This is a genomic window from Oceanomicrobium pacificus (assembly GCF_009833495.1).
In the GTDB taxonomy this organism is placed as follows: Bacteria; Pseudomonadota; Alphaproteobacteria; order Rhodobacterales; family Rhodobacteraceae; genus Oceanomicrobium; species Oceanomicrobium pacificus.
On record NZ_WUWG01000001.1, the window covers coordinates 14,937 to 28,657 of the forward strand.

12 protein-coding genes are annotated in these 13,721 nt (G+C 66.9%); 5 read left to right on the plus strand and 7 right to left on the minus strand.

The window, feature by feature from the left end:
* Window positions 1-2 precede the first annotated feature (2 nt).
* Together GSH16_RS00080 and GSH16_RS00085 are read right to left on the minus strand one after the other, a co-directional pair.
* Complete coding sequence (locus GSH16_RS00080; RefSeq protein WP_160850826.1) at window positions 3-2,831, minus strand: helicase-related protein; 2,829 nt, start codon at window positions 2,829-2,831, stop codon at window positions 3-5.
* 26 nt (window positions 2,832-2,857) lie between these two features.
* Window positions 2,858-3,478 carry a tetratricopeptide repeat protein gene (locus GSH16_RS00085; protein WP_328803117.1) on the minus strand — a complete coding sequence of 207 codons (621 nt, stop codon included), beginning with the start codon at window positions 3,476-3,478 and terminating at the stop codon, window positions 2,858-2,860.
* Window positions 3,479-3,581: 103 nt separating this feature from the next.
* On the opposite strand from GSH16_RS00085, the gene GSH16_RS00090 reads away from it, so the two are divergent.
* On the plus strand, window positions 3,582-3,872 hold the full coding sequence (locus GSH16_RS00090; protein WP_160850827.1) for an SCP2 sterol-binding domain-containing protein: 291 nt from the start codon (window positions 3,582-3,584) through the stop codon (window positions 3,870-3,872).
* 66 nt (window positions 3,873-3,938) lie between these two features.
* Here the strand turns inward: GSH16_RS00090 and hisN are convergent, their stop codons facing one another.
* The 3 genes from hisN to typA all read right to left on the minus strand — a co-directional run bounded on the left by hisN (window position 3,939) and on the right by typA (window position 7,289).
* Window positions 3,939-4,760 carry a histidinol-phosphatase gene (hisN, locus tag GSH16_RS00095; RefSeq protein ID WP_160850828.1) on the minus strand — a complete coding sequence of 274 codons (822 nt, stop codon included), beginning with the start codon at window positions 4,758-4,760 and terminating at the stop codon, window positions 3,939-3,941.
* Between the two features lie 97 nt (window positions 4,761-4,857).
* Window positions 4,858-5,241, minus strand: a complete 384-nt coding sequence (locus tag GSH16_RS00100) for a helix-turn-helix domain-containing protein (protein ID WP_160850829.1) — start codon at window positions 5,239-5,241, stop codon at window positions 4,858-4,860.
* Between the two features lie 224 nt (window positions 5,242-5,465).
* On the minus strand, window positions 5,466-7,289 hold the full coding sequence (gene typA / locus GSH16_RS00105) for a translational GTPase TypA (protein WP_160850830.1): 1,824 nt from the start codon (window positions 7,287-7,289) through the stop codon (window positions 5,466-5,468).
* 191 nt (window positions 7,290-7,480) lie between these two features.
* Here typA and GSH16_RS00110 point away from each other — a divergent pair, with 191 nt between their 5' ends.
* Window positions 7,481-8,446: an NADPH:quinone oxidoreductase family protein gene (locus tag GSH16_RS00110; RefSeq protein ID WP_160850831.1), complete on the plus strand. Its 966-nt coding sequence runs from the start codon at window positions 7,481-7,483 to the stop codon at window positions 8,444-8,446.
* Window positions 8,447-8,470: 24 nt separating this feature from the next.
* Here GSH16_RS00110 and GSH16_RS00115 read toward each other — a convergent pair whose 3' ends face one another.
* Complete coding sequence (locus GSH16_RS00115; protein WP_160850832.1) at window positions 8,471-9,346, minus strand: LysR family transcriptional regulator; 876 nt, start codon at window positions 9,344-9,346, stop codon at window positions 8,471-8,473.
* A 116-nt stretch (window positions 9,347-9,462) separates the two neighbouring features.
* On the opposite strand from GSH16_RS00115, the gene GSH16_RS00120 reads away from it, so the two are divergent.
* Complete coding sequence (locus GSH16_RS00120; protein ID WP_205524024.1) at window positions 9,463-9,684, plus strand: DUF1127 domain-containing protein; 222 nt, start codon at window positions 9,463-9,465, stop codon at window positions 9,682-9,684.
* A 22-nt stretch (window positions 9,685-9,706) separates the two neighbouring features.
* On the opposite strand, the gene GSH16_RS00125 is transcribed toward GSH16_RS00120, so the two are convergent.
* Entirely contained in the window at window positions 9,707-10,453 is a 747-nt protein-coding gene (locus GSH16_RS00125; protein WP_205523926.1) for an arylesterase, read from the minus strand.
* Between GSH16_RS00125 and GSH16_RS00130 the strand changes: the two genes are divergently transcribed.
* Both GSH16_RS00130 and GSH16_RS00135 read left to right on the plus strand, forming a co-directional pair.
* Window positions 10,452-11,141: an ABC transporter ATP-binding protein gene (locus GSH16_RS00130; protein ID WP_160850835.1), complete on the plus strand. Its 690-nt coding sequence runs from the start codon at window positions 10,452-10,454 to the stop codon at window positions 11,139-11,141. The genes GSH16_RS00125 and GSH16_RS00130 overlap by 2 nt on opposite strands.
* Window positions 11,138-13,669, plus strand: coding sequence for an ABC transporter permease (locus tag GSH16_RS00135; RefSeq protein WP_160850836.1), 2,532 nt, complete (start codon window positions 11,138-11,140; stop codon window positions 13,667-13,669). Before GSH16_RS00130 ends, GSH16_RS00135 begins: the two co-directional genes overlap by 4 nt.
* The last annotated feature ends 52 nt before the right edge of the window (window positions 13,670-13,721 follow it).

A 13,721-nucleotide genomic window follows, 5' to 3' on the forward strand; every position in this document is an offset into this window, starting at 1 on the left:
CCTCAGTCCTTCAGCGCCAGCAGCGCCGCGAACGGATTGTCAGGATCGATTTCCTTTTCCTTGCGCGGCGGGCGGGCCTTGAATTCGGTCTTGCGCTCCTCGCGCCGTCCCTTGCCCTTGCCGCCGGGCTTGCCGCCCGCTTTCTGCGCGCGGCGGCCCTTGCCCTGTCCGGCCCCCTCGGGGCGCTGGCGGTTTCCCTGCCGGCGCGGCGCCCAGGTGAAGGTATAGAAAGTTTCGATCTCCGGCTCTGCTGCTGCCGCGCCGTCGGCACCCGCCTCGGTCTCCGCAGCCACAGGGGTTGCAAGCTGCTCTTCCGCCACAGGCGCTTCGGCCGGTTCTGCCGCGACAGCTTCGGGCGCAGCGTCGACGTCCGGCGTCTCGGCTGCCGCAGCTTCAGTCTCGGGCGCCGCATCTGCAGGCGCGTCCTCTGCCGCCGGTTTCACGGCCGGCACCTTCTCCCGCGTGCCTTCGGCAACCGCATAGCCCAGACCCTTCATCAGTTCGGCAAACTGCGCATGGCTGAGCCCGGTGATCGACAGCATGTCGGCCGAAGCCTCGAACCCGGCGCGGCTATCCTGCGCGCGGATCATATCTGCCAGACGCTCCAGCATATCGATCCGGATCGCGCGCTCGCCAGCAAGGCGGTAGCCGGCCCGCGGATAGTAGCCCTCGGGCGCGTCCTTGACGGCCGGAACCGTCACCAGACCCGGCGGCGGGGCCTCGGGAAACTCCGACATGCCCTCGGCCAGCGCCCAGAGCACAAGCCGGAGCCGCGTCGGCGCGGGTTTCAGCATCAGCGGCTGGAAGAGCGTATATTGCCCGAACCGCACGCCATGCTTGCGCAGAAGCGCCCGCTGTTCCTGTTCCAGCCCCTTCACGTCGCGGGCGACGGCGGCACGCGGCAGCACGCCCAGCGCCTCGACAAGCTGGAAGGCAATGCCGCGGGCCATGCCGGTCAGCGTCTCGTCATTCTTCAGCGCGAGCAACGGCTCGAACTGGGCGGCGATCCGGCGTTCCAGCCAGTGACCCAGACGGCGCTGGACCTTCTCGGCCACCTCCGGACCAGCCTCGTCGTCCACGAAAGCCTCGATCCGCGGGGCAAGCACGTCATCGGACGCGACAAGCTTTCCCACCGCCTGATCGCCCCACATCAGCCCGCCCTGCTCGGTCAGGTCGATTTCGGGGTCGGGTGCATTGTAGAACCGGTCCGCCTTCAGGTTGAACGCGGGCTGCATGGCGACAAGGGCCGCGGCGCGAAGCGTCTTGGCCTCGTCTCCGGTGGCCGACGGGTCCTGGATAAAGCGGAACCCTTCCATCCGGCCGATATACTGCCCTTCGACATGCACGTCGCCGGTTTCATTCACTTGCGCCACGAGGCTCTCCTTCTGTTTCAACCGGCGAAGCAGAACGGATGTCCGCCGGTCGACAAATCGCTGTGTCAGGCCCGCATGGAGCGCGTCCGACAATCGGTCTTCTACCGCACGTGTCTCCGCGCGCCAATGGGTCACATCCTCTACCCAGCCCCGACGCTGCGCCACATAGGTCCAGGTGCGCACAAAGGCAAGCCGGCGTTGCAGAATGTCGATATCGCCATGCGGCCGGTCGATGCGGGTGATCTGCCGTGCGAGCCAGTCGTCGGGCACCGTTCCGCCATCGCGCAGGAACCCGTAGAGCCGCTGGCAGATCTGCACGTGGTCGCTCTGGGAGATCTTGCGGAAATCCGGCACCTGGCAGACGTCCCACAAAAGCCGCACATCCGCCGGACCGCTGACCGCGTCGCGCACCTCCGGCAGGCCCCAGAGCGCCCGCAGGGTCTGCTGGTCATCCGCTTCCCGCGCGCGGATCAGGTCGGCATCCTCCGGCCCGCGGTCGAGGCTCGCCAGCAGGTTCGGAACCGATCCGAAATCGAGCCGGTGGTTGCGCCACTGCAGCTTGCGGACCGGCGCGAACCGGTGCGATTCGATGGCCGCCGCCAGATCGGGATCGAAAGGCGCGGCCTCTCCGGTCACGCCGAAGGTTCCGTTCGAACGGTAGCGCCCGGCACGGCCCGCGATCTGCCCGATTTCATGGGGCATCAGGTCGCGATGCCGCCGCCCGTCAAACTTTGACGTGCCGGCAAAGGCCACGTGGTCGATATCGAGGTTCAGCCCCATCCCGATCGCGTCGGTGGCGACAAGATGGTCCACGTCTCCGTTCTGGTACAGTTCCACCTGTGCATTGCGGGTGCGCGGGCTGAGTGCCCCCATCACGACCGCGGCCCCGCCTTTCTGGCGCCGCAGAAGCTCCGCGATGGCATAGACATCATCGACAGAGAAACCGACGATGGCCGACCGTGCCGGCATCCGGCTGATCTTGCGTGCGCCCGTGTAGCTGAGGGTGGAAAACCGTTCACGCCGCTCGAATTCGGCCTCGGGCACCAGCGCCGCGATCTTGGAGCGCATCACGTCCGAGCCGAGGAACATGGTTTCCTTGAAGCCGCGCGCGTTCAGAAGCCGGTCGGTGAACACATGCCCGCGGTCGAGGTCGGCGCAGAGCTGTATCTCATCCACCGCTAGAAAATCCGCGCCGATATCGACGGGCATGGCCTCCACCGTGCAGACCCAATAGGCGGCACGGTCCGGCACGATGCGTTCCTCGCCGGTCACGAGCGCCACCACCGAAGGACCGCGCAGGGCGACGATCCGGTCATAGACCTCGCGCGCCAGCAGGCGCAGCGGCAGGCCGATCACGCCTGTGCGATGGCCCAGCATCCGCTCGATCGCCATGTGGGTCTTGCCGGTATTGGTCGGGCCCAGAACCGCCGTGATCCGGGAGATGCGCGCGTGGGTCATCGAGGGTCCTTGCAGGCGTCAGCGTGTCAGAGCTCGACGCCGCCTAGACGCGCCGACAGTCGCTCCACGGCGCTATTTATGCTCTCCCGGTGCGGATGAACAGCCTGCGCGGCCAGATAGGCCCGGAGTGCGACCTCATCCTCGCCCAGATCCTCCAGCATCGTGCCAAGGCCGGAGAGCGCGCCGAAATGGCGGGGATTGAGCGCGAGCGTGCGCTGCACATCGGCAATCGACAGCCCGTATTCGCCCATCAGGAAGAAGGCCGTGGCGCGCGCGTTCCAGCCTTCGGCAAAATCGGGCGCATGGTCGGTCAGGGCGGTCAGATGCTCGATCGCGACGGCGTAATCCTCATCCTGCATGGCCTCCAGCCCGCGTTGAAGCAGCAGGTCCATAGACGCGCTGCCCGACCGCGACCAGAGCCGGTTTATCCGCCCTTCCAGCATCGGGATTTCCGCGGGCGACGCGGACTGGAGCTTGTCGAACAGCTGGTCCAGCTCGGCATCCCGCTTCGTGGCGAACAGGTCCTCCGCCGCGGCCAACCGGTCATCGCCGGGCGCGCTTTCCAGCGGCGAAACGGCTGGCGCTTCGGCATCCTGTGCGGCCCCCGGCGTCGCCATCAGGCCCAAAATGGCTGCAAGTAACGCCACGGCAGCACGGTCAAGGCGGAAATTTCCTGTCATAGTGGTTCGAAACATAGCATGAGTTATGTGCGTTTCGAGACTGTAGACCCTGAACACAAGAGGATGTGACATGAGCGAAGTTGTGAATGGCGCCGTGACCGCGCTGCAGGAGAAGCTGGGCGACGCCGATTTCGACGGTTCGGTGAAATTCGTGATCGAAGGCGAAGGCGCCGTGCGGATCGACGAAAGCGGCGTCTCTGCCGACGATTCGGATGCCGACTGCACCCTGACCGCCGACCGCGAGACGTTCGAGGGCATCCTGTCGGGCGACGTCAACCCGACCGCCGCCTTCATGGGCGGTCAGCTGAAGGTCGATGGCGACATGGGCCAGGCGATGAAACTGGGCGCGCTTCTGTCGTAAGTCCGCCGCGCCGGCAGCGTGCCGGAATTCGATTAGCCCCCGGTGCAGCCACCTGCGCCGGGGGTTTTATTTTGCGCTGTCGGCAAAGGGCGCGAGCAGGTCGAGCGCCTGTCTGTGCAGGTCCGGGTCGCCCGCCGCGACCACCTGCCCGCCCTGATGCGCCGGCCCGCCCGTCCAGTCGGTCACGATCCCGCCTGCGCCTTCGATCACGCCGATCGGCCCCTGAATGTCGTAAGGGTTGAGGCCGGCCTCGATCACCAGATCCACCTGCCCCATCGCGAGGAGCGCATAGGCGTAGCAATCGAGCCCGTAGCGGGTCAGGCGCACACGGTCGCGCACCGCAGCGAAGCCCTGTCGCTCGGCTTCTGTGCCCACTTCGGGAAAAGTCGTGAAGAGGACCGCATCGGAGAGGTCTACGCCGCGGCGCGTGCGGATCGGCGTCTCGAACCCGCGATGCAGATGTACCGCCTGCCCGAAACCGCCAAGGAATCTCTCGCCGGTAAAGGGCTGGTCGATCACGCCGAGCACCGGACCGTCCCCTGCATCGAGGCCGATGAGCACGCCCCAGCTTGGCGTTCCCGACAGATAGGCCCGCGTCCCGTCGATCGGGTCGAGCACCCAGGTCAGGCCCGAGGCCGAGGGCTTGGCAGGAAATTCCTCCCCCAGCACACCATCATCGGGACGGTGGCGGTCGATCAGCGCCCGCATCGCCGCTTCGGCCGCCCGGTCGGCCTGCGTGACCGGATCGAAGCCCGCCGCGTCAGCCTGCTTGTTGTCGATCCGCAAGTTCGCGCTGCGGAAATGGCGCAGCGTCTCCGGGCGCGCGGCCTCGGCCAGATCGCCGGCAAAGTTGCGCAGACTGTCCTGAAGTTCCTTGGAAAAGCGCATAAAAAATCCCGGCCCGAGAGGTTCGGACCGGGAATTTCATATCCATCGCGCCGGGTCAATCACCCCGTGCGCGCGGCTGTCGCGCGGCGCGCGGCCCTCAGGCCACGTCCGACAGGACGCGGGCCAGATCGAAGAGCCGGCGGCGCTGTGCCTCGGGAATCGCATAGTAGGACCGCACAAGCTCCAGCGCTTCCTTGTCGGCCAGCAGATCGCCCTGGCGATCGCCCTCTGCCACATCCGCGACATCGGCGGTGGCGGTCTCGGCCTCATAGCCTTCGAAGAAGAAGCTGACGGGCACCTGCAGCGCCTTGGCAATATCCCACAGGCGGGACGCGCTGACGCGATTCATGCCCGTTTCATATTTCTGGATCTGCTGGAACTTGATGCCGACAATTTCCCCAAGCTGTTGCTGGGTCATGCCGACCATCCATCGTCTGTGCCGTATCCGTTTCCCGACATGTACATCGACCGGGTGTTTCATTCGTGTCTCCAAACTCGTCATAGGACACGTGGATAACACGGCCAAACCGCCAAAAGTTTCTCGCAGAGCGGCGACCGCGCTGGGTGTATCGACCGGGTTTCCCTTCGGGAAAAGGACCGTGTTGCGGGCATCGCAACAGATACACCCTCACCACATGTGTTAGTAGGCTAACACAATCCTAGGTTGGATGCACTGTCAATTGCGAAATGCAAAGCAGGAGAGTTTCAATCACCCATGGCGCGAGCGGCACGCTTGCGTTCATGCGGATCGAGATGCACTTTTCGCAACCGCAGGTTGGATGGTGTCACCTCGACCAGTTCATCCGTGTCGATATAGGCAATGGCCTGCTCCAGCGACATGCGCACCGGCGGGGTCAGGACCACGGCCTCGTCCTTGCCGGACGCGCGCACGTTGGTCAGCTTCTTACCCTTCAGCGGGTTGACCTCCAGGTCATTGTCCCGGCTGTGCTCGCCGATGATCATGCCCTGATAGACATCTTCCTGCGACCCGATGAACATCTTGCCGCGCTCCTCAAGGTTGAACAGCGCATAAGGCACCGACGTGCCGTTCTCCATCGAGATCAGCACACCCGCGCGACGGCCCGGGATCTTGCCTTTGTAAGGTGCCCAGGAATGGAAGACGCGGTTCAGGACGCCCGTGCCGCGCGTATCGGTCAGGAACTCGCCGTGATAGCCGATGAGCCCGCGCGACGGAACAAGCGCCACGATACGGGTCTTGCCCGCACCGGCCTGCCGCATTTCCGACAGTTCGCCGCGGCGCGCGCCGGTCAGCTTCTCGATCACCGAGCCGGAATATTCGTCATCCACGTCGATCGTGACTTCCTCGACCGGCTCCAGACGCTGGCCGTCTTCTTCGCGGAAGAGCACCTGCGGGCGGGAGATCGACAGTTCGAACCCTTCGCGGCGCATGTTCTCGATCAGCACGCCCATCTGCAATTCGCCGCGGCCGGACACTTCGAATGCCTCGCCGCCCGGCGTGTCGGTGACCCGGATGGCAACGTTTGATTCGGCTTCTTTCATCAGCCGGTCGCGAATGACGCGGGACTGGACTTTGGACCCGTCGCGGCCCGCGAGCGGGCTGTCATTGATCCCGAAGGTGACCGAGATCGTCGGCGGGTCGATCGGCTGGGCGGGCAGCGCCTCGGAAATCGACGGGTCGCAGAGCGTGTCGGCCACGGTCGCCTTGGCCATGCCGGCGAGAGAAACGATGTCACCGGCCTCGGCCTGATCGATCGGCGTTTGTGCGAGGCCGCGGAAGGCCAGCACCTTGGAGGCGCGGAACGTCTCGATCAGGCTGCCGTCGCGGCTCAGCGCCTTGATGCTCTGGCCCGGTTTCAGCTGGCCCGATTCGATCCGTCCGGTGAGGATCCGGCCAAGGAACGGGTCGCTGCCCAGCGTGGTGACGAGCATCCGGAACGGCTCGTCCTTGTGGGCCACCTGCGCCGGGGCGGGCACATGGTCAACGACCAGATCGAAGAGCGCCGAGAGGTCCTTGCGCGGGCCGTCCAGTTCCATGTCCGCCCAGCCCGAACGGCCGGAGGCATACATGGCGGGAAAATCGAGCTGTTCGTCATTCGCGCCCAGATTGGCAAACAGGTCGAAACATTCATCGAGCGCCCGGTCCGGCTCGGCATCGGGCTTGTCGACCTTGTTGAGCACCACGATCGGGCGCAGGCCCAGCGCCAGCGCCTTGGAGGTGACGAATTTGGTCTGCGGCATCGGACCTTCGGCGGCGTCCACCAGCAGCACCACCCCGTCGACCATCGACAGGATACGCTCCACCTCGCCGCCGAAATCGGCGTGGCCGGGCGTGTCGACGATGTTGATCCGGGTGCCCTTCCACTCGACCGAGGTGGCCTTGGCAAGGATCGTGATCCCGCGCTCGCGTTCCAGATCGTTGCTGTCCATCGCGCGCTCCGCGACGGCCTGATTGTCGCGGAAGGCCCCCGACTGTTTCAGCAGTTCGTCGACAAGCGTGGTCTTGCCGTGGTCGACGTGGGCAATAATGGCGATGTTGCGCAGATCCATGGGTCCGGTCCGGTCAGAAAAGAAAAAAGGCGCGGCCGCGTCTGGCAGGCCACGCCACTTGGCGCCCCACTTAGGCGCCTTTGCGGCAAAAGGCAACGCCCCGCGACGCCACGGCAAACTGTTGCCGTGCGCGGCACCCGTGTAGGCTCGACCCCAAGGGCCGGCGCCGGCCGATGGCAAGGGAGAAGATGATGAAGGCGATGCGCATCCATGAACTGGGCCAGCCGCTGCAGATGGACGAGATCGACCCGCCGCAGCCCGGTCCGGGCGAGGTCCTGCTCGACGTGGCGGCCTGCGGGATCAATTTTGCCGACACGCTGATGGTGCAGGGCCGCTATCAGGAAAAACCGCCCCTGCCCTTTTCGCCGGGGCTGGAAGTCTGCGGGCGGGTCGCGGAACTGGGCGCGGGCGTCACCCATCTGGCACAGGGACAGATCGTGGCCGGGTTCACCAGCGGCGGCGGGCTGGCCGAACAGGTCTGTGTGCGCGCGGGCGCCTGCGTGCCGGTGCCGGCGGGCATGGACCCGGTCGAGGTGGCGGCCTTCCCTGTTGCCTACGGCACCAGCGACATTGCGCTGGAACTGGCGAACCTGTCCGCCGGAGAGACGCTTCTGGTCACGGGTGCATCCGGCGGGGTCGGGTTGACGGCGGTCGAGATCGGCAAGATCCGCGGTGCGACCGTCATCGCCGCCGCCCGCGGGGCGGAGAAACTCGCGGTCGCGAAGGCTGCCGGTGCGGACCATCTGATCGACACGAGGGACGCCGACCTGACGGCCGAAGTGAAGGACCGCGGTGGTGCGGATGTCATCTATGATCCGGTCGGCGGCGATCTGTTCACCGCCGCCATGAAGGCCGCTCGGCCGCGTGCGCGCCTCATCCCCATCGGTTTTGCGTCCGGGGACGTGCCGCAGATCCCGGCCAACATCCTTCTGGTGAAGAACCTGTCGGTCATCGGGCTTTACTGGGGCGGGCTGGCCCGAAGCCACCCCGACATGATCCGCGACAGTTTCGCCCGTCTGCTCGGCTGGTATGGCGCGGGCAAGCTGCACCCGCATGTCAGCCACGTGCTGCCGCTCGATCAGGCCAACGACGCGCTGGCGCTCCTGTCCGAGCGCCGCTCGACCGGCAAGGTCGTCGTGCGGATGGCGCCCGACTGACCGAAGCCGGGCAATCGCGCGCGTCTACTCGGCGGCCTGCGCCACCGCCGGGCGATAGGCATTGCGGATACCCTGCGCGAGCCGTGCGGCCAGCGCACGGTTCTCGCCCCGCGTGACATACATGTTGATCAGGAATTCCGGCAGCTCGGGCAGCGCCCCGCCATGGCGCACCGGCACCAGCATCTTGCTGCCGGCTCCGCCTTCAAGCGTCGCATGGACCGCCAGATCGGCCGACACGCTCGCCTCCACCGTGCGGGTGCTGTCGGAGGTCACTGCCATGACCCATGAGATATCCATCCCGTCGAGCGCTTCCTGAACCGGCTGGCGGAACGCGCAGGCATTCTCGAACGCAAGCGGCAGCGGGCGTTCCTGCCAGGCCTGCCCGCCCTCGGCCCCGACCCAGATGAGCCGCGCGCCCTGCAACGTCTCGCCGCCGGCGTCGAGCCCTGCTTCGGTCGTCAGGATCAGATCGACGCGACCGGCGGCGAACTCGTCCTTGAGCGCCCGCGTGTAGGAAGAGATCAGCCGCACCCGCACGCGGGGAAACTCGGCGGCAAACATCTGCATCACCTGCGGGATGTGCGGATAGACGATGTCATGGGGCACGCCGAGCGAAACCTCGCCCTCGAATTCCTGCTCGGTCATCCGGCCCCAGACCTCGTCATTGAGCGACAGGAGCCGCCGCCCGTAGCTGAGGAGTTGCTCGCCCTGCGGTGTCAGGTCGACACCCCGTCCCGCGCGGGTCAGGAGCGGCTGGTCGAGCGCCTCTTCCAGCCTCTTGATCTGCATGGACACCGCCGACTGGGTCAGATTGAGCTGCGCCGCAGCACGCGTGACGCCGCCACAATCGGCGACGGCGACGAAGGACCGGAGCGCGGTCAGGTCGAGATTCCTCGGCATATCAACTCCCTTGATGCATTGCAGCACAATCATTCATTTTTCTTATAGCTCGATATGTGGCAATTCATCAAGCATGGAAATGAAAGAGACATGACGAATCACGAAGGAAGATGAAAATGGCACAGATCCTCTCCGCACCCGCCGACTGCCAGACGAGCCAGCCGCCGCTGAGCCTGACGGGCCTGACCCGCTGGCTGCGCCTGAGCGCTGCGCTCTGGGGCGAGCGCCGCGCACTTGGCACGCTCGATGACGCGCGCCTGAAGGATCTGGGTCTGAGCAATGCGGCCGCGTCGCAGGAAGCCGCCCGCCCCTTCTGGATGCATCCGAACTTCCGCTGAACGCTCCGGCGCGTCCGTCCGGTCAGTCGCCCGCGCGTTCGATCAGCGCGGCGACCGCCGGACCGATATCGGCCACGATTTTTGCGACACCTTCGGCATTGGGATGAATGCCATCGGCCTGCAGATAGGCCCGCGCCGCCGCTGGATCACCGCCGGCGGCGTTTCTGATTCCAGCCAGAAAATCGGGATAAAGCGATGCGCCATAGGCGTCGGCCAACTCCGGGAACATGGCATTGAACGCATCCGCAAATTCCGGCCCGTAATTGTTGGGCGCCGGCAGGCCCGTCAGCAGGACCGGAATGCCCTCGGCCTCCAGCCGCTTCAGAATCGCGTCGAGATTGGCACGGCTCATCGCCGGATCGAGCCCGCGCAACAGATCGTTGCCGCCCAGTTCCACCACCATCGCGTCCACCGGTTCGGCCAATGTCCAGTCAAGCCGCGACAGGCCGCCCGCCGTCGTGTCGCCGGACACGCCCGCATTCACAAGCGTCGCCGGCGGCGCGCCGTTGTCATTCAGCCACCGCGCCAGTTGCGGCACGAACCCGTCCTCGGGCGGCAGGCCGAACCCTTGTGTCAGACTGTCGCCGAGGATCACCACCCGCGGCACGGACCCGTCGCCCGACTGGGCCAGAACGGGTGCGGCACCGGCCGCCAGAAGCCCCGCGGCCAGAACAGTCAGGGCGGCAATCGCGCCCCGCCGCTTGTGCAGCCGGACGGGACGCCCATATGTTTTTGAACGGAAAAGGCGGGCGAGGCGTATCGAGGGCATGGACACTCCGGTCATTTCACTTCGAAAGGCAGGTCTGACGCTGGCAGGCAATGCCGGCCCTGTCGAGATTCTACGTGGGATCTCCCTCGACATTTCCAAGGGCGAGACGGTCGGGCTAACCGGTCCATCCGGGTCCGGCAAGTCGTCGCTCCTGATGCTGATGGCGGGTCTGGAACAGGCCACGACAGGCTCGGTGCACTGTCTGGGCGCGGACATGACCGCGCTCGACGAGGATGCGCTGGCGCGGTTCCGCCGTGACCGGATGGGCGTCGTGTTCCAGTCCTTCCACCTGATACCGACGATGACGGCGCTCGAAAATGTGGCTGTGCCGCTGGAACTTGCCGGGCGCGATGATGCGTTCGAGCGCGCGGCTGAGGAACTGGAGCGCGTCGGTCTGGCCGCACGGCGCGACCATTATCCGGCGCAACTCTCCGGCGGCGAGCAGCAGCGTGTGGCGCTGGCCCGTGCCGCGGCGCCGCGCCCTGCACTCTTTCTGGCCGATGAGCCGACCGGCAATCTCGACGGGAGCACGGGCGCCGCGATCATGGACCTGCTCTTTTCGCTCCGCGACGCACATGGCGCGACGCTTGTGCTGGTGACCCATGCGCCCGAACTGGCCGCGCGGTGCGACCGCACCCTGTCGCTGACCGACGGGCAGTTGCAACGGACGGCCGAGGCCGCAGAGTGAGGCCGGGCCTCGCCTGGCGTCTGGCGCGGCGGGACCTGCGCGGTGCCATCGGGTCATTCCGCGTCTTCTTGCTGTGCCTGACATTGGGCGTCGCGGCGATCGCGGCGGTCGGCACGGTGCGGACCGCCATTTCCGAAGGCCTGTCGCGTGAAGCGTCCCGCATCCTGGGCGGCGACGCGGAAATCCGCTTCACCTACCGGTTCGCAACAGACGCGGAGCGCGCCTTCATCGAGGCGCAGTCCGTCCGCCTGTCGGAGATTGTCGATTTCCGCTCGATGATCCGGCGCGATGACGGAACCGAGGGGCGCAGCCTTGTTCAGGTGAAGGGCGTGGATGATGCCTATCCGCTCGTCGGCGCGGTCACGCTCGACCCGCCAATGCCGCTTGCGGATGCATTTGCCGGCAGCGACGGGCTGCCGGGCCTCCTGGCAGCGCCGGAACTGTTCGACCGGCTGGGCGTCGACGTGGGTGCGCAAGTGGCGCTCGGCACGCAGAGCTTTGTCCTGATGGCCCGGATTGCCGAGGAGCCGGACAGTATGGGTGGCGGGTTCGGGTTCGGCCCGCGCGTGATCACGACCCGTGCCAATCTTGCCGATAGCGGCCTGCTCGCCCCCGGCACGCTCTTTGACAGCGCCTACCGTATGGTGCTGCCGCCCCAGACCGACCTCGACGCGTTGCGCGACACGGCCGAGAGCCGTTTCCCCGACACAGGCCTGCGCTGGACCGACCGGCGCAACGGCACGCCGGGGCTCAGCCGGTTCGTCGACCGGATGGGCGCGTTTCTGGTGCTCGTCGGGCTGGCCGGTCTTGCAGTTGGCGGGATCGGCGTGGCGGCGGCGGTGCGGACCTATCTCGACACGCGGATCGAGACCATCGCCACGCTCAAAACGCTGGGCGCGACCGGCAGCATGATCTTCCTGATCTACGGGATGCAGATCGGCCTGCTGGCTGTCATCGGCGTCGGGCTGGGCCTGATCCTCGGCTACGGCCTGCCAGCGCTGCTCGCACCGTTTCTTGCCGATCGTCTGCCAGTGCCTGCCCTCTTCGGCCTCTATCCCGTGCCGCTGGCCGAAGCCGCGCTCTACGGGCTGCTGGCGGCGGCGCTTTTCTCCGTCTGGCCGCTCGCGCGGGCCCGTGACACGCGGGCGGCCGCGCTCTTCCGCGACCTTGTCGCGCCGGGCCGTGTCTGGCCGCGCTGGCCGGTTCTGGCGACTGTGGCCGCACTTGCCGTCGGGTTCGTGGCCGTGGCCGCCCTCCTGTCGGGGCTGCCGAGGCTGGCCTTCTGGACAGGGCTCGGGATCGCACTCGTGCTCCTGATCCTGCTTGTCGCCGCGCTGGGTCTGCGCCGGCTGGCGGCGCGTCTGGCACGCGGGCGGGCAGCGCGGGGCGCTCCGCTCTGGCGGCAGGGTCTGGCGGCGCTCGGCGGTGCGGGCAGCGAGGCGGTGCCGGTGATCCTGTCGCTCGGGCTCGGGCTGACCGTGCTGTCCACCATCGTGCAGATCGACCGCAATTTCCGCCAGATCATCGACGGCCAACTGCCTGAAATCGCGCCCGCCTTCTTCTTCCTCGACATCCAGCCGGACCAGATGCCGGAGTTCCTAGACCGGGCCACGGCGCTGAACGGCGGCGACCGGATCGAGACCGCGCCGATGCTGCGCGGCGTCATCACCCGGATCAACGACCGCCCCGCCGCAGAGGTTGCGGGCGAACATTGGGTCTTGCGCGGCGATCGCGGGATCACCTACGCCGCCACGCCGCCGACCGGCACCGAGATCACAGCCGGCGCATGGTGGGACGCGGACCATGACGGACCGCCGCAGATGAGTTTTGCCGCCGAGGAGGCCGAGGAACTGGGCCTGTCGCTCGGGGATCGGATCACCGTCAACGTGCTCGGCCGCGACCTGACAGCCGAGGTGACGAGCTTCCGCACCGTCGATTTCGGCGACATGGGGATCAATTTCGTGATGATCGTCGATCCGAAAGCGCTGGCGGGCGCACCGCACACCGCCATTGCGACCGTCTATGCCGATGCCGAGGCAGAGGCACCGCTCCTGCGCGACCTGACGGGGCGGTTCCCGAATGTGACGGGCATCGGGGTGCGCGCCGCCATGGACCGGGTGGGCGATGCGCTCGCCGCCCTGGCCGCAGGCACAAGCTGGGGGGCTTCGGTCACGCTCCTGACCGGTTTCGTGGTGCTGATCGGCGCGGCGGCGGCGGGCGAGCGGCGCCGCACATACGAGGCCGCGATCCTGAAGACGCTCGGCGCGCAACGGCGGCAGATCCTCGCCGGACTGGCCCTGCGATCCGCCCTTCTGGGCGCAGCGGCCGGTCTGGTTGCCGTGCTGGCGGGCAGTATCGCCGCATGGGCGGTGATGACATTCGTGATGGACGGCGATTTCGTGCCCGCGCTCGGCCCGGCAGGTCTGGTGATTCTCGGCGGCGCGCTGGCCAACCTCGCAGCCGGCCTCGGCTTCGCATGGCGCCCGCTCAGCGCCCGTCCGGCCCGCATCCTGCGCGCCCGCGACTGACCGGCGGGTCACCGGAAAATCGGATCGGACAGGCGCAAACAAGTCTTGAAAT

What these genes read in the sequence shown, in the direction of transcription:
- GSH16_RS00080 (WP_160850826.1), bottom strand. Translation starts at nt 2,831, where the DNA reads ATGACCCACGCGCGCATCTCCCGGATCACGGCGGTTCTGGGCCCGACC.
- GSH16_RS00090 (WP_160850827.1), top strand. Translation starts at nt 3,582, where the DNA reads ATGAGCGAAGTTGTGAATGGCGCCGTGACCGCGCTGCAGGAGAAGCTG.
- hisN (WP_160850828.1), bottom strand. Translation starts at nt 4,760, where the DNA reads ATGCGCTTTTCCAAGGAACTTCAGGACAGTCTGCGCAACTTTGCCGGC.
- GSH16_RS00100 (WP_160850829.1), bottom strand. Translation starts at nt 5,241, where the DNA reads ATGAAACACCCGGTCGATGTACATGTCGGGAAACGGATACGGCACAGA.
- typA (WP_160850830.1), bottom strand. Translation starts at nt 7,289, where the DNA reads ATGGATCTGCGCAACATCGCCATTATTGCCCACGTCGACCACGGCAAG.
- GSH16_RS00110 (WP_160850831.1), top strand. Translation starts at nt 7,481, where the DNA reads ATGAAGGCGATGCGCATCCATGAACTGGGCCAGCCGCTGCAGATGGAC.
- GSH16_RS00115 (WP_160850832.1), bottom strand. Translation starts at nt 9,346, where the DNA reads ATGCCGAGGAATCTCGACCTGACCGCGCTCCGGTCCTTCGTCGCCGTC.
- GSH16_RS00120 (WP_205524024.1), top strand. Translation starts at nt 9,463, where the DNA reads ATGGCACAGATCCTCTCCGCACCCGCCGACTGCCAGACGAGCCAGCCG.
- GSH16_RS00130 (WP_160850835.1), top strand. Translation starts at nt 10,452, where the DNA reads ATGGACACTCCGGTCATTTCACTTCGAAAGGCAGGTCTGACGCTGGCA.
- GSH16_RS00125 (WP_205523926.1), bottom strand. Translation starts at nt 10,453, where the DNA reads ATGCCCTCGATACGCCTCGCCCGCCTTTTCCGTTCAAAAACATATGGG.